Below are 20,082 nucleotides of genomic sequence, written 5' to 3'. Positions count from 1 at the left end.
TTTAAAATTATAACCCTGTGTTCAAATCGATTTCTGTTTGTGGAATCGGATAAAACGCTGCTTCTTCTGCTGTAATTCCGGCAGCTTCCGGTACAACCTGAGAAACTTTGTTGAAACGACGCAGGTCATAAAGACGGTTTCCTTCAAAAGCCAACTCTAAAGCACGTTCATTCCAAACTGCCTGTCTAAAACTTTCCAAACTCAATCCCGGTGCAAGATTCCCTAAACCGGCTCTGTTTCTAATTTGGTTTACCAGAGCATAAGCCTCAGTTGTTGGACCTGCAGCTTCAGCATAAGTCAAAGCCACTTCGCTAAAGCGAATTAAAAAAGGCTTTGTGCTTGTTTTATCTCCAATAAAATTCGGGTCAATATACTTTCGTGTAAACGGATAAATAATTTTTCCCGGATATTGAGCCGAAACAACTCCAGATGCATTATAAGTTGTGGTTACAAACAAGTCTGTTTTTCTTTTATCTGAGTTATCAAAACTGTTATAAAAGCCTGTCAGAGTTTGAAATACACTCCATCCGTCATGCGATTTGGAATAGGTATTATCAGGGTTTTTCAAATAAATAGTTGCACCGTCGATATACGGAATAAACAGTTTCGAAATTTTAGAATAATCTCCTTCCGTTGCTCCGGTTCTGTCCATTGAAAGCAAAAAGATGTTTTCTCTTCCTAATGGTTTTTCAACATCGTATATACTAATTAAATTATTCTCAAAACCATACACACTTTGGCCTGTAATTACATCTCCGGAATATTTTGCAGCCTGCTGATACATAGTCGCTACCTCTTTACTCATTTCTGCATATTGCGGAACGTTATGTTCTTTTGAAGAAGCGATATACAAATACACTTTTGCCAATAAAGCCTGCGCCGCAACTTTATCTGCGCGCCCTAAAGCCTGATTTACTTTTAATAATTCGATTGCTTTTTCAGCATCAGCAATAATAAAATCATATACTTCATCTAAGTTTTTTGCCATCGGAGCAGCAGTCTGACTTACAGTTTCTACAACAGAAGTATGCATTGGTACGCGACCGAAGTTTTTAACGAGATTGAAGTAATTCCAAGCTCTAAGGAAATAAGCTTCTCCCAGAAATTTATCTTTTAAATCCTGTTCAAATTTTCCGTCCGGTACATTTTTAATAACAGCATTCGCTCTATTTATGGCGATGTAAGCATATTTAAAATAATTGCCCAACATTCTATTGGTATTAAACGTTCCCGTTTGCCATTTATCTAAATTCTGATTATCAACGGTTTCATCACCCTTTGGGCCACATTCTTCTGTTGGAAGATCTCCCACATAAAAAATGGCTCTTGAATACTCAAGGAAAGTCAAAGCATCGTAAGCGTAATCAACCGCAGATTCGGCATCAGAAGCACTTTTATAGAAATTATCTTCCGAATAAAATCCGTATGGTTCTTCGTTTAAGTCGCAGGCAAAAGCACTAATGATAAGCGCCATTGCTGCTATTTTATATCTTGTTTTCATAGTAGTTTTTTAAAAAGTTAAGTCCAGTCCGAATGTCCATTTGCTCAATCTAGGATAACCACCCCAGTAAATTCCGTCTGTTCCCACTTCCGGATCGTAACCGTCAAATTTGGTAAAAGTGTATACGTTGTTGGCATTTAGATATAAGCGTACGCTTTGGAATGCACTTTTTACTGGTTTTAAAGTATACCCCAGAGTGATGTTTTGAATTCTAACGAATGATCCGTCTTTTACCCACCAGTCTGAGAATTTCAAAGTTCTTCCGTCTCTTAAACTTGGATAATCGTTTGTCGGATTGTCCAAAGTCCAGCGTAAAGGCGCATTACTTGGCTGATTAAATGCCTGAGTATCTAATACATCCTGACCAAAAACGCCGTTTAAAAAGAAACTGAAATCAAATTGTTTGTATTTAAGACTCATATTAAAACTCGCCATAAAATCCGGGTTTGGATTTCCGATAATGGTCTGATCTTTAGTATCTACAACTCCGTCGCCATTGATATCTACATATTTAAATTCTCCCGGCTGCGCCAATTGTCCGTCCAGACCAGCGTTGATTCCTTCCTGAAGATTTTGTACAATTCCGTTAGTTTTATATCCGTAGAAAACATTTACCGGCTGACCGATTGCTAACAGATTTGGAAATTGTCTGAACTGCTCTAAACTGTTTCCAGAATATTCGTACTGCATTCCTGTGTTCGGATCTACATTTAAACCTGATTGCGCAACAGAACCAAGGCTTACAATTTCATTTTTATTCTTTGAATACACTAAAGAAGCATTAACCTGCCAGTCTTCATTTTTGAAGATTTCACCGTCAACAGTAATCTCATAACCTTTATTCGTTAATTCTCCGTCGTTAACCCAAATTCTATCGTAACCAGATGACGGAGTTAGAATTCTTTCTCTCAAAAGGTCTTTTGTCTGTTTGTTGTAATAATCGAATATGATGTTTAAACGGCTTTTTAAGATCGAAATATCAACTCCAAAGTCACTTTGAGCAGTAGTTTCCCATTTTAAATCTGGATTCGGGATTCCGCCCCAAAGTTTTTCAATTCCGTCCTGACCTGTAGTTCCGACGACATAACCTGGCCCAATTGCAGAAACCCAGCTTCCATTATCATAGTACTGACTTACTCCATAACGACTTAAAGTCTGGTACGGATTGATTCCCTGATTTCCAGAAATACCATAACTAGCACGGAATTTTAATTCATCAAAAACATTTAAACTTTTAATAAAAGTCTCATTATGTGCTTTCCAGCTTACTGCACCAGACGGGAAATACGCCCATTGATTGTTTTTACCAAATTTTGAGGATCCGTCTGCACGGCCTGTAACAGTCAATAAATATTTATCATCATAACCGTAATTCATTCTAAAAATTCCTGAAACCAATCTAGTTTCTACTTTTCCGTTAGAAACGGTATTTCTTTCGGGATTTCCAGCGCCCATATTTTCGTTTCCTAAAGTTTCATTCACAAAATCAAATGCACCAAGTCCTGAACTTCTTGATAAATAACTTTCGAATGTATAACCTCCAGTTACACCAAAATCGTGTTTATTGAATGTTTTATTGAAATTGGCAAAAGTTTCAGACACAAAATTCTGCCCTTCCCAATTGTTGATATAACCCGCACCGTTATTAAAATCTCCGGTTTCGGTATATTTACTTGGATAATACTGATCATTTACAGAAGATCCGTATTTGTAATTTAATCTTGAAGTCAATTTCAAAGACGGAATAATCTGCCATTCTAACGCCGCAGAACTGATAACATCTATAGTTTTAGTTTCGTTCTGACGAAGATTGGTAATCGCAACAGGATGTGTATAATCGTTCTGACCAATCATATAATAATCGCCATTATCATCGTAAATTGGGAAAATAGGATTTCTCCAATACGCCAGACCTCCGTTTGAAGTTCTTTTTCCTTTACTTACGATATTTGAAAAGCGAACGGTGAAATTATCAAAGACATCATGCTTAATACGTAAGTTGTAACCGCCTTTGCTGTAACCATCTTTTACGAAAACACCTTCTTCGCTGTAATAATTTCCGCTTAAATTAAAACTCGTTTTATCGGTTCCGCTGTTAATGCTCACAATAGTATTATTTCCTAAAGGCATGTTTCTAAAAGTCACATCGCCCCATCTTGTAAAATACGGCCACGAACCCGATTGCAATTCCTGAATGGATGGATAATAAACTCCGTTTGAGTTATTCGCACCTACATATAAAGGCGTCTGTCCTCCGTTAATTCTTCCCTCATTACTTAATTGCGCCATTAAAACTGGATCTCTCCAAAGATTTAGTTCTGAATTAAACTCGGAAAACGTAGATTGTTGCTGCACCTGAATCTGGGTTTTTCCTTTTTTAGCTGACTTTGTAGTAATAATGATAACTCCGTTAGCACCTCTTGAACCGTAGATTGCAGAAGCCGAAGCATCTTTCAGAACATCTACTTTATCAATATCGGCAACATTTACCTGCTTTAAATCGCCGGCATCTCCCAATGGAAATCCGTCCAATACCACTAAAGGTGCATTTGAACCTCTAAGCGAACTTCCTCCTCTGATTCTTACTGTAGACGTAGAACTAGGATCCTGGGAAGTCGTAACTTGTAATCCTGCAACTCTTCCTTGTAAAACCTGCTCAACAGAATTGGTTGGAATGTCTTCTAAAGTTTTGGTTTTGATTGTCGCTACCGAACCCGTTAAATCCGCTTTTTTAACAGAGCCGTATCCGATTACAACAACTTCTTTTAAGTTTTGGGAAGAAGCTCTTAAAACAACATTCAAAGTATTTTTTCCTGCGGTTTGAATTTTCTGAGTGTCAAAACCCATAAAAGAGAAAGATAAAATTGCATTTACTGGAGCACTGATTTCAAATTTCCCGTCAAAATCTGTAGAAGCACTTTTAGAAGAACCTTCTACGGTAATATTTACTCCAGGTACTGTAAGACCGCTTTCGTCGGCAACTGTACCTTTAATTATATTCTGACTGTAAGCTGCAAAACTGCTAACAAACAGAATACAAAAAAGTATACTTTTTGTCCATTTTTTTTTCATTTGTTTGATTGGTTAAAGATTAGTTAATAGTTTCGAGACAAATTAACTACTTCGTTTTCGTAAGCATTTTGTAAATTACATCAAATAGTAATACTTTAATGAATTACGAATAATACTTTTATCAATAAAAGTAATTTTTATTTGAACATATAATTTTTATTTGAGCCTAAAATTGTTTAAAACAGAAATTTATTACTTATTTTTGACCAACTTTATTATTCAGTAAGTGAATTAAAATAATACTATTATGAACGAAAAGCGCAATATTTTAAGAGAATTAGTACCAATTTCAGATGACGACTTCTTTATAGTATTAAATCATATGAATGCAAAATTTGACTTTCCTCTTCATTTTCATCCAGAAATTGAATTGAATTTAGTTTTGAATTCTTCAGGAAAAAGAATTATTGGAGATTCTGTAGGAGAATATTCTGATTGTGATCTGGCGCTGATTGGTCCTAACACGCCACATTTATGGACAGGAATTAAAGAAAACAATGATGCTCATGTGGTCACCATTCAGTTTCATGAAGATTTATTTTCAGAAAAGACTTTAAGGAGAAAACTTGCTATTCCAATTCGAGAGTTATTGGAAAGATCAAAACGCGGTATTGCTTTTTCGAAAGAAACAATTGAAAATTTAAAACCAAAAATTTTACAATTATCCGACTCTCAGGATTTTAATTCGTTGTTGGATTTTCTATCTATATTACACGATTTAGCAATAGCAAAAAACTCAAAAACCCTTGCCTCTCATTCTTACGTAGATTATTACAGTTTTTCTGAAAGCCAGAAAATCGAAAAAGTAAATGAATTTATAAAGAATAATCTTCAGAATAAAATTCAATTGAAGGAAGTTGCAGATTTAGTTAACATGTCGGAATCTGCGTTTAGTCATTACTTTAAAAAATGCACAAATAGCTCATTTTCGGATTATGTAACCGATTTAAGATTAGGTATGGCCGCAAGATTATTATTTGAATCTGAACAATCAATAAAAGAAATATGCTACGACAGCGGTTTTAATAATATTTCAAATTTTAACAGAACTTTTAAGCGCAAAATGGGATACACCCCAAGTGATTTCAGAGATCAGAGTAAATTGATCACAAAACATTAAGTGAACTTCATCCTCTTTCTCGCAAAAAAAGTTAAGGACAATTTCACTGATGCTTCTCCTGTTTTAGTTTTGTGGCAGAATCGTGGCGCATGGTGTTTTGGAAAACAGCAAATCCAGTAAAATCAAGATATGAAAAGCTAAGGTTCGAAACTTATACAACATCAAAAACTGTTATAATTTAGCAATCAGAGATTTGTGGCAAAACCGTGGCACACGGTGTTTATGAAAACTAGAAAACCAACAAAATAAGGTACTGACGCTTTTAGGTTTGAATAGATGTATATACGAGAAAAAATGTAAAGCCTGAGAAGTCCATGTTTCTCAGGCTTTTTTTGTGATTTCCAAAATGTCCCTTTTCTTACTTAAATTTAAAATCTTAATGTTTTCGGCAAAAATTGGTTCATGTCCCGTTAGGTCAACCTGAAAGGACAAAAGCTAAAATTGCTACTTCGCTTATTATTCCATCTATTTATACTCAGCGTGGCATAATAACAAAAATAATGTTGCATAATCAATTAACTGGTTGCAAATTATAAAATGAAACAATCTTTTCCAATAAGAATTTACTTTCTTCTTATTTAAAATTTAATTTTAGATACCCATCAAAATATAGAAATCAGCATTCTATTATTTTTTAACAACTTAAAGAGGTATCACCATGAAAAAATTTTCAGAAACAGCAGTCGGGTTTTTATTATTTATAACCTTGTTTACAACAGTAAGTACCTATTCTCAAAAAATCAAAACAGATAAAAATCAGAAAGAGGCATCAAGCTTTACGCAAAAAGCAAATAATGATCTCTTATCTTATCTTCCTTTTGCAGACAAAACCGATTATGAAAATGCAAAAAGGGGACTGATAGCTACTATTCCAGCAGGAAATATAAAGGATTCAAAAGGGAATATTATCTACGACATGAAGCAGTATGACTTTATAAAAGGCACTGCACCCGCAACTACAAATCCGAGCTTATGGCGTCAAAGCGAACTCAACAGTATCAATGGGCTGTTTGAAGTAAAGAAGGGCTCAATATATCAGATCAGAGGGTTCGACTTGGCAAACATGACTTTGATAGCAGGGAAAACAGGATGGATTATTATTGATCCTCTACTATCTCCTGAAACAGCCAAAGCAGGTTTGGAATTGGCAAACGAAAAAATAGGAAAAAAACCTGTAGCCGCTGTAATAATTACCCACAGCCACATAGACCACTTTGGAGGAATAAGAGGCGTTGTTGACGAAAAAGATGTAAAAAGCGGTAAAGTGCCTATTTATGTGCCTGAAGGATTTTTTGACCATTCTATCAGCGAAAATGTAATGGGAGGAAATACCATGGGAAGAAGAGCTTCCTATATGTACGGAAATCTTCTTCCAAAAGATGCAAAGGGAACATTAGGAACTGGTTTAGGGCAGACAACGTCAACAGGACTGGCAGGGATTTTAGACGGCACCGTAAAAATCAACAAGCTTTCGGGCGAGGAAAAAATTGTCGATGGCCTTAAAGTTGAATTTATCTATACTCCAGAGTCGGAAGCGCCTGCCGAAATGATGTTTTATTTTCCAGAACTTAAAGCATTCTGCCAGTCTGAGGATATAACACATACACTTCACAACCTTTACACATTAAGAGGCGCGCAGGTTCGTAATGGGCAGAAATGGAGCGCCTATATTGATTTGGCGCTTGCAAAATGGGGAGACGATGTAGAATTTTCTTTTGCTTCGCATCACTGGCCTACTTGGGACAACAAAAATATCAAACCGTATTGGGAGAAGCAGCGTGATTTATACCGTTTCATCCATGACCAGACGCTAAGACTTGCAAACGAGGGCTATACTCCTATAGAGATTGCTGAAATGCTGAAGCTTCCCGAATCGCTGGATAAAGAATTTTACAGCAGAGGATACTATGGAACTTTAAGCCATGATGTACGCGCACAATATCAATTATACTTTGGATGGTTTGACGGCAACCCTTCCAATTTAAATAAACTGACACCAGTTGATGCGGGCAAGAAGTATGTTGAATTTATGGGAGGTGCGGATAATTTATTATCAAATGCTAAAAAATCGTATGACAAAGGAGAATACCGATGGGTGGCTGAAGTTGCAAGCCATCTGGTCTTTGCAGATCCGAAAAATCAGGATGGAAGAAACCTTTTGGCAGATGCTTACGAACAGCTGGGCTATGTAGCCGAATCTGGTCCATGGAGAAATTTTTATTTGTCAGGAGCAGCAGAATTAAGAAATGGAGTTAAGGTGCTGCCATCACCTGATACAGCTGGCCCCGACATGGTTCGCGGAATGAGTACTGACTTATTCTTTAATTTTCTTGCCATGAAATTCAAAGGAACAGAGGCTGATGCTGCTGCTATGAAATATAATTTTAACATTGTTCTTCCAGATGTAAAAGAGAAGGTAGCATTAATTGTGGCAAATGGAGTTGTAACACCTCGAATTGGAGGAAGCGTTAAAAACGATGTTACAGCAACAATAACAATCAACAGAAGCGATCTCAATAAAGTGAGCTTAAAAGAAGCTTCTTTTGCTGATCTTTTGAAATCCAAAGCGATAAAGATCGATGGGGATCAAAATGCCTTTACTTCATTTTTAGGAAAAATAGACAGTTTTAATTTCTGGTTTAATATCGTTGAGCCTTAAATGGAATACTATTGATTTGGAGAGGCTAAAATAATTTAGCCTCTTTTGTTTGCAGTCACCGCATTGAACTTATGCAGCATATTTTAACTTTTTCTGTTTTCTACACCTCTAATTATGATCCAATTTAAAAGAGTTATCATTTCTTTATCCGCACTTTTAGCATCGCAAATTTCAAATGCACAGCTTGATCCGCCTTACACAGTTGGATTTATTCCAGCTTCTATAACGGAAGGTGATATTGCTTTTCCCCTATATGAAAAATGGCACTTAAGCGGTCAGGCTGATATGCAATTGGTAACGCAGGGATCCTACGATACAAAAAATCCTTTTGAATACACTCAGAGAGTCGTTTTAAGACCATGGCTTGTCTATTCTTGCTTCAAAAATATCAAATTGTGGCTGGGATATGCGCACAATCAGAAATATTCAGTTGAAGAAATGGGAAATTATGAAACGCTTGAGAACCGCTTAATCATAATGGGCACATTCTCACAAGATATGCCGAGAGGAAATATATTTGAGTAGATCCGTTTTGAAACTAAATTTTTTGATGACGGAAACGGAATCCATCAGACCGTCCCAAGAATTCGTATGAGATTTGGAGTAAATCATTTTCTCCCTCAAAGCAAGAGCAAACCGTTGTTCTTGGCTCCCAATATAGGCTACTATGCGGAGCTGATGCTTAAGTTCGCGTCAAAAGATTATGCAAAAGAGAATTTTGATATTTTTAGATTGTCAGTATATTATACTGCAGGAATTACTCCTAATATTCATTTTTTAGCTGGCGTAATCGGACAAATACAGCTTCGTACAAATGGAACTCGGTTCGATATCTACTATGGTCCGATGGTATCTGTCAAATACAGCATCAAACCTAAGGAAAGAGAAACTTTTGACAGTGTCGATGGGGGAGCAGATTGATAATGCGCTAAAAATAAAATTGCATGGAAACTAGATCTTAAGTAATATTTATTTTTTTCAAATCATCTTGAAAATGGTTCGAGAATTGTCCCGTTAAGGCTAGTATAAAAAAGATTTTTATAATTAAAAAAAAAATATAAATTGATGCTCTAAGTTATATGTCAAAATGGTGGCACCTCAATTTTGGATTTGATACATTTTTTGTACATAAAAGTTAAGGCGCTTTTCGGAATACAAGTTTTTGACAGAATCTTTTTCTATCTTATTTTTTTGGTGTAAATTTACACCAATTCAAAAGCTTTTATTATTATGACACGACAAAGTATATCATTGACAGCTCCAAATGAAGAATGGTTAAAAAATCAAGTTAACTCAGAAGAGTTCAGCAGCAAAAGTGAAGCTATTAATTTTTTAATCAAAAAAGCACGTTCGCAAGAAGAGTTTTATGACTTCGTTAGAGCTAAAATAGATAAAGGAGAAAAAAGTGGTTTCGCAAAAAAACAAACTAGAGAGGAAATGTTAACCGAGTTTAAAAAGGGTTTGGGAGATGTATAGCTATTATTTGAGTAGCGAAGCCAAAGAAGATTTAAAAAGAATTTATTACTATGGAGTCGGCAAGTTTGGACTAGATCAGGCTGACAACTATTTCAATATGTTTTACGATTGTTTTGACAAAATAGAACAAAATCCATTTTTATTTCCATCTGCCAACCATATCAAAAAAGGATATCGTTATTGTGTTTGTGGCGTTGATACTATTTACTACCGAATAAATGGAGATGAACGTATAGAAATTATTACCATTATTGGGAGGCAGGACTTTTAGAGAAGTAAAAGTTGCCATTATCTTTAAAACAAGGTCTAGACTGTTAGCAAACTAAAATAAAAAAATAGGACAAATCAATCATTTTTTTTAATTTTATCGTAAAATTTAAAACATAAAATAAATCACACAAATAAATAGAAGTAACATACTAAATATCAACACATTAGCATGTAAATTTAAATATAAAAAGTTTTATGGCAAAATCGTGGCACTCCAACTTTTACAAAACAAAAAATGCAGCATAGGCGGGCGTTCCCGAGCTTAGGTTCGAATCCTGCTCTCCCCACCAAAAGGGTAAAAGAAGCGAAAACGAAAGTTTTTCAATCTTTTCAAAAGCCCGAAAAAAACGTGGTAAGACCTGCAAATCCAATGGATTAGCAGGTTTTTTGCTTTTACTGCACTTTTCATATTTTTTAAAACTGCACAAAATCTTTGTGGCAAAATCGTGGCAAAAAAACCACATCAGAAATTTTGCCACAAATTTTAAAGCAATCCCTTATAAATAAAGCGGTTAAAGAGGTTAACGACTTGTTTTTTTACAGCTATAATTCTACTGGATATGCAAACAAAAACTGGAGAAAAAGTTAAGCTACATTTTTGTAATTAGTTAGTTTATTAAATTCTTCAATTGTTTTATAGTTCAAAGCCGAATGCCTTCTTTTTTTATTGTACCAAATTTCGATGTATTCAAAAATTTCAAGTTCCATCTGTTCTCTAGAAATTAATTTACTTCCATAAACCAATTCAGTTTTTAAAGATTTGAAAAAACTTTCAGCAACCGCATTATCCCAGCAGTCTCCTTTACGGCTCATACTTCTTGTGATATTTTTATAAGAGTCCAATACATCAGTAAATTTTTTATTGGCATATTTGGATTCCTCGGTCAGAATGGAATATTAATTCATCTGCAATTGTTCTGTTCTTAACTGCCATTTTCCAAGCCTTCATTGTAGTTTGTTTTGTACTTAGTCCATTGCTTAAACTCCAGCCGACTATCTTTCTGTCAAACAAATCTAAAATGATGGTTAGGTATAAAAATCCATCCTTTGTCTGTATATAGGTGATATCTGAAACCCAAGCCTTTGCTGGTTCTGTTACTGTAAATTCTCTTTTTAGAATATTTGGAACAACAAAATGATTGTGTTTTGAATTGGTTGTTACTTTGAATTTTTTACTCAATTTGCTATACAGTCCTAACTGCTTCATATATTTAGCCACAGTTATTCTGGATATCTGATATCCCTGGCTTTGCAGTTCAAGGGTAATTCTTGGACTTCCATACCGCTGTTTGGCATTAAAGTATATTGAAGTAATTTTTTCTTTTATCAGGGCAGTTCTCCTCTGTCTTTCTGATAGAATCTGCCGCTTCCAATTATAGTAGCTGCTTGGACTTATTTTTAAAACTCTGCACATCTTTTCAATCGAATATGTTTTTTCATGGTCTTTTATGAAAAGATAAATCATCGACCTCCCTTGGAAAAGATGCTTATAGCCTTTTTTAGAATATCACGTTCTAATTCTGTTTCTTTTAATTTTTTTTCAAGCTCATGGATTTTTTCCTGTTCAGGACTAAGCTTCAATTTTCCTTTTCCAGGAAAACTTCCTGTACCAAATTCTCGGTAATCCTGACGCCATTTGTATAGCAAAGGAGCTGTTATTCCAAGTTCCTTGGCCAATTGTGAGATATTATCTCTTTCATAACTTAATTGGACGGCTTTCTCTTTAAAATTGCGGTCATAAGTTTTACGATTCTCTTTCATACTCTAAAGTTAAGATTTAGTTCTTAACTTGAACTCCATGCTAAGTTAGCACATCCACGTTTAAGCTATATATATTTTTAAAAGCGCATATAAAAAACAATAAGCCTGATGAACTCAGGCTTTATTTTTTATGTATTTTGTAAATAATATGTTTATACTCTCTCAATTAAAAATAACAGAGTGATCTTTTTCATATGCTAAATTTGATGCAGTGTTTTTGGCAGTTGAAACAAATGTTTTTCCTTCGGATTTCTTCACATCTCCAAAGTACTGCATACTAAAACTAACATCATTTTGAGTTGAAGCAATTACGCCGTCCTTGAACACAGTTGCCGTGCCTTTTCCCGTAAAACTCACTTTATACTTAGTTCCGTTTTCGGTAACTTTAAAAGTGCCGCCAGTAGGCCGAATGCTAACTCCGTTTGCAACCGACAAAGCTCCTTTTGCGATATTGATATTTGTGCCCAATAAAGATTGTCCCCATTTGGTAAAAGTATAGGCCGCGGCATCAGAAAAACCTCCATAACCATAATCTCCTTTTGCCAAATTATTTTGAAGAGAAGAGAATAATTCAAAATAAACAACTGCTCCATCTTCTGTTGCAGAAATAGATTTGGACCTTAGCGAGAAATCAATGTTATAGGCATTGCCTCGGATGCCATAATTCTCTAGATAACCTTGCGATAATTCTACAGACTGGCTGCCAATTTTTAAGAATCCTTTATTTGCAGAAGCATCTTGATCATTTTCGCCATCATTTGAACAAGAAGACAGTATTGTAATGAAAACCAAGACCAATAATTTTATATTATTATTATTCATATCTATGATGATTTAATTTTTAAAACAAAATTTTATAAGTTCGGGATGAGCAATAAAATCTCATCCCGAATCTTAAACTTATTTAACGATAATTCTAGCTGTCTGCCCTGTTTTAAGACTTTTAATGAAATAAGCTCCAGCGGCTAAATCTGAGACCGGAATATCCGATTCGGAACCAATGACATCAACTTGTTTAACTAAAAGCCCACTCATACTAAAGATTTCCAAATGGTCAAATTCTGCACTTGATATCAAGGTTACTTTTCCTGTAGCAACAGTTGGAAAGACCAAAAACTCTCCCAGCTTTTTCCAGCGCCCGTAAAGCATGAAATTATCTTTCTGAGAAGCGTCAAAACCAGTTACTTCTTTTCCGTACAAGGCATCTGCGTACCATCCTAAAAAGCGATATCCCGAACATTGCGCCTCTTCCAGGGTAAAAGCAATCCCCGTTTGTGCGCTGGTTTTATTTGGGTTAACTGCTCCTGTTGGCAAATTCAAATAAGAAATGCTATAAAAAGTTGGCGCTTCATTTGGCTTATTATTTCCTGCAACTCCCCAAAAGGCATAGAAAGTCTGATTTCCTGTCGCTGTCGTAACAATTTCTTTTATTGAATTTGGTGTCGTTGCCGAAGCTGACCAGCCAAAAAATGTATAATCTTTTAAGGTTGGAACTGGCAATGTTAATGCTGTACCTTCTGTATATTCTATCGGAGTCAAACCGGAAATAGCTTTACCATCAATTGAATTTAGGTATGAAACACCAGATTTCACAATTGGTTTTGGATCCGGTTTATTATTTCCTCCTTCTCCCCAAAAAGCGTAAAATATCTGATCTCCTGTAGCTGTTGCAGGAATTGTTTTCAATAACCCCGGTGAAGTTGCCGAAGCCGACCATCCGAAGAAAGTATATCCTTCTAATTTTGGCGTTTTTAAGTTCGTTTGCGTTCCTTCCATATATTCGGCTGGATCGAGTGTAATTGTTTTTCCGTCAATAGAATTGATGTAATTAATGGATGAAAACTTGGCATCTCCCTTTAACCATCTCGGATCTCCCAAAGCGTTTCCTTCTAAAGATGCTTTCGCTAAAGGAGAGTTTTTAGAGAAGCTGAAATTGCCTTGGGCTGGATTAGGATATACTAAAGCATTCATTCCTAAAACTTTCAATGTCTTAACATTAGTTTCTGTAACCGTAACTGTTCCTTTAATCACTTGTGAAGAAACGCCCACTAGTAAATTATTGTCTAAAACTACTTTTCCAGCACCGTTAACATTATTAGAAGTAAAAAGATAAATCGGTTTTGGATTCTCTCGTTCGTCCTGCATAATGTTATTTTTGAAAGTATAAGCAGATGCTGCATTATACTGATTGTCTACAAAAACAAAACCGTTTCCGACTGCATTACCCGCATTATAAATCGTATTGCTTTCAAAAGTTATATCTACAGTTTCTGTTGCGGCATTTTTATTTTGAAGCAGCAAGAAGTTATTTCCTTTTTCATAATTGAAAATAGTGGAGTTTTTAACGGAAACCGTATTTACAAGATGCGAATCCAGTTGAAGGAAACTTCCTCCTGCTGAAGCGCTTCCGTCTACGATGCAATTGTCTAAAACAATTTTTGAAATAGGGTTGTCAGTGGCACCTTCCGCTACCAATAAACTTTGTTTGATTCCTTTTATAAAAGCATTTCTAATTTCAAAACTTGATACGCTTGCTCCTTTTTTCAATTGAAGCACGTTGGCACCAGCATTTGTCAAATCAAAATCAACACCAGTAAAAGTAAAGCTTCCTGAAACCATCTCCGGATTATCCGAAGAGAACGATCCAGCAAAGACAGGCTTTGCATTTTCATCAGGGATAAAAATATATTTATGGTTCTTAACAGCAAGATCTGTAGGTGAGGAATAAGTGCCGCTTGCCATTATAAATCTTGTTCCGTTTTCTGCAGCATTGTATTTTTCAACAAAATTTTGCGGATTTACGTACACGTCTAAACTCCCGTTTTGGTTTTCTGTAATATGGTTTACCAAGCTGTTGATGTATACCTCAATGTTGGTATATTTTCCGTCTAATGTTTTTAAATTGCCATCAATTGGATTTTGAGGATTTAATTTTTTTTCTATTTCCCAAGCGTCTGGCATACCGTCATTATCGGAATCTAAAGGTGCGTCGGCAGTAGGCAGTTCTGGCCAGCCGCCGGCCGCTGAAGGTGTATCAATGAAACCATTTGTACTCCCGTTGCCACCATTCATAATTGAAGCTGCTCCTGTTCTTGTATCGATAACTGCTCTTTGATCCACAGCATCTCGGTAAAGACTTGCTCCAGCAAAGTTTAAAACTAATTCGTAAGCTTTAGTTGCACTATGTGTTGTAATTTCACCAGGATTATGCTGCTGGGTGATTTTCATAGCTTTTTTATCATTTTCACTTACTGGTAGCTGGCTGCCATGAAACTGGTTGTAAACACCATAGGTCCAGTTGTCTTCTGTAGTTCTTGGAGAGCCATTGACGTAGTTTCCATCTACGAAAAACTGTCCCCAGATATTGTAAAGCGGAGATGTCGGATCAAGATTTCTCCCTGTTGATAAAATACGTTCTTTAGTAGAATTAGAAGTTCCAGGTCCTGGTTTCCAGTAATTGTTTACCAGATTCACATTCATGGCATCTCCTCCGTAGCAGCTGTTTCCTCCCCAATTGTAGATAACGTTATTTCGAATATCTAATAATCCTTCTAAGGGTACTGTTCGGGTTGCGTATTCTCCAAGTCTAGGGTTCCTGCTGTCATGATGCGCTAAAAGATTGTGATGGAAAGAAGCTTTTAAACCTCCCCAAATTCCACCATATCCGTGAGCGCCTTTGCCGTGAACTGAATTTCTAAGACTTTCAGATATAACGCACCATTGCATTGTGAAATTTTTATTTTCGTAAAATGAAGCGCATTCATCTGTTGACCAGCTGATTGAACAGTGATCAACAATAATATTGTTCTGAAAACGTCCTCCAAGTGCGTCATTTTCGACATTTTGAGTATCTCCCATTCTAAAGCGCAAATAACGTAGGATAACATTATTCCCTCTTACTTTTACATTGTAATCTCTAACCGTGATTCCTCCGCCTGGCGCAGTCTGGCCCGCAATGGTAATATTATCTGTCACACTCAATTCGCTTTGAAGTTTAATTGTTCCAGAAACCTTAAAAACAACTATTCTAGGGCCACTTTGGTTAATAGCTTCACGAAGAGACCCCGCACCTGAATCATTGAGATTGGTTACATAGATTAGTTTTCCGCCACGTCCTCCTGTGACATATTTGCCATGTCCTTCCGCTCCAGGGAAAGCAGGAGTATCATCAGTTCCCCCTCCTGTATATTCTCCGGTAACTTCGATCTTACCGCTTCCGTCAAAAAATAAAGGATGTGTTGTTTTATCATAAGAACCTGCACTTAAAACCTCGCCATTGAGAGTCAGCTTTTGTACGTTCAATACTGTATTTAGAACTGCTTTTCCATTCTCAGTAAAATTCATTTTCAACTCCGACCCTGCGGCTCTTTCATGACTAAAAACAACAGTATTATTCTGTCCAACATTTATAGAAGCCGAACCAAATGCATTTGCAGATGCGCCTTCGATTACCGTCGGATAGCCTAGAGCCGGAAATTTTGTGCTTTTTTTAGTTAAATCCCATGTTCCGATAAATTCCGTATTGTCTCCTTTTAAAAGTAAAACTCCAGTATTATCCACTGTTCCCTGGCCAATATTCATTGGCTGGATAGCACCGCTTCCTGAAATTGCACCGCTTAAGGTCATAGTGGTCTGATTGGCAATACCTGAAACCATTTCGAACTTCACATTGCCCGAAATAAGCAATGGCGCCTCTAATGACATTCCTGCTCCGCTTGTATTATAATACACACGCGTTCCATCTTTAAATATTAAATTTCCTGTTGCTTTATGAGCGCCCCTCAATCGAAGTGTTCCTGCACTAGAAAATATAAGATCCGCTGGAAAAGCATTAGCCGTAGTTTCTATTTCTTTGGTAACGGAAACCGTTTTACCGGCAATAGGCAATACAGCAGGATTAAAGTTTCCAGCATTATCCCAGCTTTTGTTTACAGCCGCTGTAAATTCGTAATCGAAATTGGATGGAGGGGTTACCTCATCTGGCTGGTTATTTCCTCCAGCTCCCCAGAAAGCATATAAAGTCTGATTTCCAGTTGTCGTTGCACTAATCTCATTTAATGTATTTGGCGTTGATGCAGAAACCGACCATCCGTAAAATTTATAACCTGATAAAGTTGGAACGGGCAGTTTCTGCACTGTGCCTTCAGTGTATTCTATCGGAGTTAATCCTGCTAATGCGGCGCCTCCAATCGAATTGAAATAGGCGATTGAAGGCTTTACCGCTCCCCCGTTAATTGCCATGGAAATAGTACTTACGGCGCTTAATCCTCCGTATTCATTTGCCGCTTGAATGGTATAACTGTACGTTCCCGCAACGGTAGAAGCATCTACAAAAGTGGGTTCTGTTGTAATCGTTAAAATTTTACCTTCTTTGCTAATTACATAACACATCGCATACTTATTCTCATCCCATTTTAAAGTATTTTTTTCTGAAACAACAAGGTTTGCTGGTTTTGCCACTTGCTCTACTACCACACGTGGATCCCATCTGTCTGTCCCGCTTAGAACATTTTCTATGGTATATTGATCTGCTTGCGCTTTTGTCAAAACTGGATTATAATTTCCTGTTTGCGCCACACCGTTTACAGTAAATATATTAGTTCGGTTATCTGTATTAACAGCAATTCCGTTTCCATTTACACTATTGTATTCTGCAAAAAGTGCTGGTAATGTTCCCATACTTGCCCAACCAGCTGTATTTGGCTCATTGATCATTTTAGTATTAAGATAAACTGCTCTTGGTGCATTTTGCCAAGGGCGTCCCAAATAATAGCTTGTTGCTGCAGTAATGGTATTGTTATTAAAAATATAACCATACTGCGTAGCCGTATCATGATTTGGCGCCACGATATATCCGGAAGCAACCGAAACCAATTTACACTCTTCAAACCAGTGTGTTCCGCCTCCACAGATAAAATCAACATCACCTTCTATTGTCGATTTATAATAAAAACTTCTTTTTCCTCCTGTAACCTGTGTATCTTGTTTACTTCTAAGACGAACTCCGTTATAGACATTTCGATCTCCTGCAGGATTCAAAGCTGGTCTTTGTCCAGAAGTTGTGATTCCGTCTTTATGTTCGATCGTTACATTTTCCATGTACAAATCATTGGCTTCAATAGAAAGAACGGCATTTTTAATTCCCCAACCTGGATTTCCCTGCAGAATTACTTTGTCTTTAGATTGAGCAACAAGCGAAACGTTATTTTTACCTGCCGGAAGTTTCAAAACAATATCCTGCGGATTTGTTCCATCTCCACCCAAATTATACGTTCCATTAGTAATTAATACCAAAAATCTGGATGCCGAATTATTAGGAGCGGCACTAAAAGCTTCTGCTATTGTTTTAACATATTTTCCAGAAGCAATTTGATCGGCAGTTGCATCGGCATCTACAATTAAATCAAATTTACGTTTTGTTGGAACTGGCTTTTCCATTGTTTTAAAAGACAAAGAAAGCGCTGGTCCATCATTTCCTGAAAGATCTTTTACAAATCCTGCGGGAAGCGTAAAAGTATATTGCTTGTTATATTCTAATCCGAAATAACTGAATTTTACTGTTTTGTTTACAAATTCAGCACTTAGATTTTTACCATTCAAAACGGCATTTCCTGTTCCAAATTGAACCTGTTCGTTATAATTTAAAATAATGCTTCCGTTAGCTGCAACAGAACTCGCCGCTTCAGATGGAAATGAAGATTCTAAAACTGGCGGTAATGCATCTGTAACCAAAACCTCATCGGCTTTAATCATCACATTGGATAAAATAGTTGCCGTAACATCAGTTGCAGATCCGTGTTTTGATCCGTTAATATTAGGATACCATCTAAGGTAGATTTTCTCTTTTCCTTCTGCTTCAACTGGAAGAATACCACCTATATTGGTAATTGTATTGGTATTAATTGTCGTTAATGAAGAAAGGTTTACAAAGTTTACTCCGTCCAATGAATATTGAAATGTCCATTCATCACATCCATAATAATAGCCTAACAATCCTGAAGCAACATTGATATTTTTATATCCCACTGTAGAAAGTGTCGTCATAAAATAATAGAAATTGCCTCTTTCGGTGTTCCAGACACAGAATCCATTTTTTCCGTCTCTGTTCTGAAGTCTTACATTTGGCGCAAAAACATTGTCTGCTACATTATAAGCAAACAATTGCGGTTTGTTTTCTACTTTAGAATACAATTCGGCAACTCTGGGATTTGCGTACTGATCATTTTTAAATGTCCAACCTGCAATAAAAGTCTGATTGGCATATGTTCCTGTAACCGTTTTGTTTTCATTCATCACCACAGAAGTGCTAAGTGAAGTTGAACCATCAGACCAATTACTGAACTTTACAATATCATTTTCAACAGCGGTAATCATAACATTCGTTCCGTTCTCGTAAACCGAAAATGCGCCGTCTTTTCCTGCTGGAGAAATAGTATAATCTCCCAAACCAAAAACTCCATTTGTAGTAACGTTTAAGGTATAAGCTGCAATGGCATCATATTGCGCAATTAATGTAGCGTCTGCATTAATGGTATAAGTTAGCGGGTTTGCTGTTGAAACCACAGCGACTTTATCATCTACCCATTGCTTAAAATTGTAACCAAAATTTTTATTGGCTGTTAGTTTTATTTCTGTTCCTTTTGCAAATGTTGTTCCCGCTGGATTAAGGGTAACAGTTCCAGATGAAGCCGGATTGACATCTACAGTCAATTTGTGTGTAACGGCATTTGGGTTATCAGTTACTTTTTCGAAATAATCTACATTAAATAAATAGCCTGTTCCAGGGCCAAGAAAAACAAGATACAAATCGTACGAACCTGTTGTTGGTGCAATAGCTGCAGAGAATTTCTTGTAATCGGTAAAACTGGTACTACCTGATACGGTTGTAGAACCAATTAAAGTTCCAGTTGCAGACCCTAACCTAAATTCAATCGTTCCCCCAGTTGCTCCTGCCGCGGCTATATCAAAACGAGTTACAAATTCGGTAAAATTAACTGCATTAAATTTGATCCACGTATTGTTTTTAATGTACCCTACGTTTCCTCCACCCGAGCGGGCGGCATTCGTTTCTGCTCTTGCTCCCGAAGCCTGATTAAAAATTTCCGCTTCGATTTTCTCAATGGTTTGAGAGTACCCCATGACTGTAAACAGTATGAGAAATAAGTGAATAAAAAAGTGTTTCTTCATTTGGTTTTGGTTTTAGTTAGTAATGTTTAAATTTTC

The 20,082-nt window shown here is 36.4% G+C and carries 10 protein-coding genes and 1 pseudogene; 6 read left to right on the top strand and 5 right to left on the bottom strand.

The genetic code is table 11. From position 1 onward, the window contains the following. Positions 1 to 7: 7 nt before the first annotated feature. Both ACWA1F_RS13640 and ACWA1F_RS13635 read right to left on the bottom strand, forming a co-directional pair. Positions 8 to 1,501 (bottom strand): RagB/SusD family nutrient uptake outer membrane protein, encoded by a 1,494-nt coding sequence (locus ACWA1F_RS13640; protein WP_306157371.1) that lies wholly within the window; start codon positions 1,499 to 1,501, stop codon positions 8 to 10. Between the two features lie 9 nt (positions 1,502 to 1,510). Next, the gene (locus ACWA1F_RS13635; protein ID WP_306157373.1) at positions 1,511 to 4,573 is read right to left on the bottom strand and encodes a SusC/RagA family TonB-linked outer membrane protein; all 3,063 of its coding nucleotides are present in this window, start codon (positions 4,571 to 4,573) and stop codon (positions 1,511 to 1,513) included. A gap of 247 nt (positions 4,574 to 4,820) precedes the next feature. Between ACWA1F_RS13635 and ACWA1F_RS13630 the strand changes: the two genes are divergently transcribed. The 6 genes from ACWA1F_RS13630 (at position 4,821) to ACWA1F_RS13605 (ending at position 10,099) form a co-directional block, all read left to right on the top strand. After that, a complete protein-coding gene (locus tag ACWA1F_RS13630; RefSeq protein WP_306157375.1) occupies positions 4,821 to 5,693 on the top strand; it encodes an AraC family transcriptional regulator in 873 nt (290 codons plus the stop codon). 658 nt (positions 5,694 to 6,351) lie between these two features. Next, positions 6,352 to 8,352 carry an alkyl/aryl-sulfatase gene (locus tag ACWA1F_RS13625; protein WP_306157377.1) on the top strand — a complete coding sequence of 667 codons (2,001 nt, stop codon included), beginning with the start codon at positions 6,352 to 6,354 and terminating at the stop codon, positions 8,350 to 8,352. A gap of 114 nt (positions 8,353 to 8,466) precedes the next feature. After that, a complete protein-coding gene (locus ACWA1F_RS13620; RefSeq protein WP_456894385.1) occupies positions 8,467 to 8,877 on the top strand; it encodes a porin family protein in 411 nt (136 codons plus the stop codon). Between the two features lie 120 nt (positions 8,878 to 8,997). Beyond that, entirely contained in the window at positions 8,998 to 9,273 is a 276-nt protein-coding gene (locus ACWA1F_RS13615) for a hypothetical protein (protein ID WP_306157382.1), read from the top strand. A 309-nt stretch (positions 9,274 to 9,582) separates the two neighbouring features. Further along, the gene (locus tag ACWA1F_RS13610) at positions 9,583 to 9,828 is read left to right on the top strand and encodes a ribbon-helix-helix domain-containing protein (protein ID WP_306157385.1); all 246 of its coding nucleotides are present in this window, start codon (positions 9,583 to 9,585) and stop codon (positions 9,826 to 9,828) included. Then, entirely contained in the window at positions 9,821 to 10,099 is a 279-nt protein-coding gene (locus tag ACWA1F_RS13605) for a type II toxin-antitoxin system RelE/ParE family toxin (RefSeq protein WP_306157387.1), read from the top strand. Before ACWA1F_RS13610 ends, ACWA1F_RS13605 begins: the two co-directional genes overlap by 8 nt. 584 nt (positions 10,100 to 10,683) lie before the next feature. Here the strand turns inward: ACWA1F_RS13605 and ACWA1F_RS13600 are convergent. The 3 genes and pseudogenes from ACWA1F_RS13600 to ACWA1F_RS13590 form a co-directional block, all read right to left on the bottom strand. Further along, a pseudogene (locus ACWA1F_RS13600) lies at positions 10,684 to 11,859 on the bottom strand (IS3 family transposase). A 162-nt stretch (positions 11,860 to 12,021) separates the two neighbouring features. Then, complete coding sequence (locus ACWA1F_RS13595) at positions 12,022 to 12,681, bottom strand: hypothetical protein (protein WP_456894382.1); 660 nt, start codon at positions 12,679 to 12,681, stop codon at positions 12,022 to 12,024. A gap of 78 nt (positions 12,682 to 12,759) precedes the next feature. Continuing rightward, complete coding sequence (locus tag ACWA1F_RS13590) at positions 12,760 to 20,046, bottom strand: pectinesterase family protein (RefSeq protein WP_456894380.1); 7,287 nt, start codon at positions 20,044 to 20,046, stop codon at positions 12,760 to 12,762. Between the last annotated feature and the right edge of the window lie 36 nt (positions 20,047 to 20,082).

This window comes from Flavobacterium erigeronis, from assembly GCF_054075165.1.
This window is presented reverse-complemented; position numbering and strand designations above follow the sequence as displayed.

Excerpts from the sequence above, each read along its gene's own strand:
- ACWA1F_RS13610 (WP_306157385.1), top strand. The coding sequence starts at position 9,583 with ATGACACGACAAAGTATATCATTGACAGCTCCAAATGAAGAATGGTTA.
- ACWA1F_RS13625 (WP_306157377.1), top strand. The coding sequence starts at position 6,352 with ATGAAAAAATTTTCAGAAACAGCAGTCGGGTTTTTATTATTTATAACC.
- ACWA1F_RS13595 (WP_456894382.1), bottom strand. The coding sequence starts at position 12,681 with ATGAATAATAATAATATAAAATTATTGGTCTTGGTTTTCATTACAATA.
- ACWA1F_RS13620 (WP_456894385.1), top strand. The coding sequence starts at position 8,467 with ATGATCCAATTTAAAAGAGTTATCATTTCTTTATCCGCACTTTTAGCA.
- ACWA1F_RS13605 (WP_306157387.1), top strand. The coding sequence starts at position 9,821 with ATGTATAGCTATTATTTGAGTAGCGAAGCCAAAGAAGATTTAAAAAGA.
- ACWA1F_RS13590 (WP_456894380.1), bottom strand. The coding sequence starts at position 20,046 with ATGAAGAAACACTTTTTTATTCACTTATTTCTCATACTGTTTACAGTC.
- ACWA1F_RS13635 (WP_306157373.1), bottom strand. The coding sequence starts at position 4,573 with ATGAAAAAAAAATGGACAAAAAGTATACTTTTTTGTATTCTGTTTGTT.
- ACWA1F_RS13640 (WP_306157371.1), bottom strand. The coding sequence starts at position 1,501 with ATGAAAACAAGATATAAAATAGCAGCAATGGCGCTTATCATTAGTGCT.
- ACWA1F_RS13630 (WP_306157375.1), top strand. The coding sequence starts at position 4,821 with ATGAACGAAAAGCGCAATATTTTAAGAGAATTAGTACCAATTTCAGAT.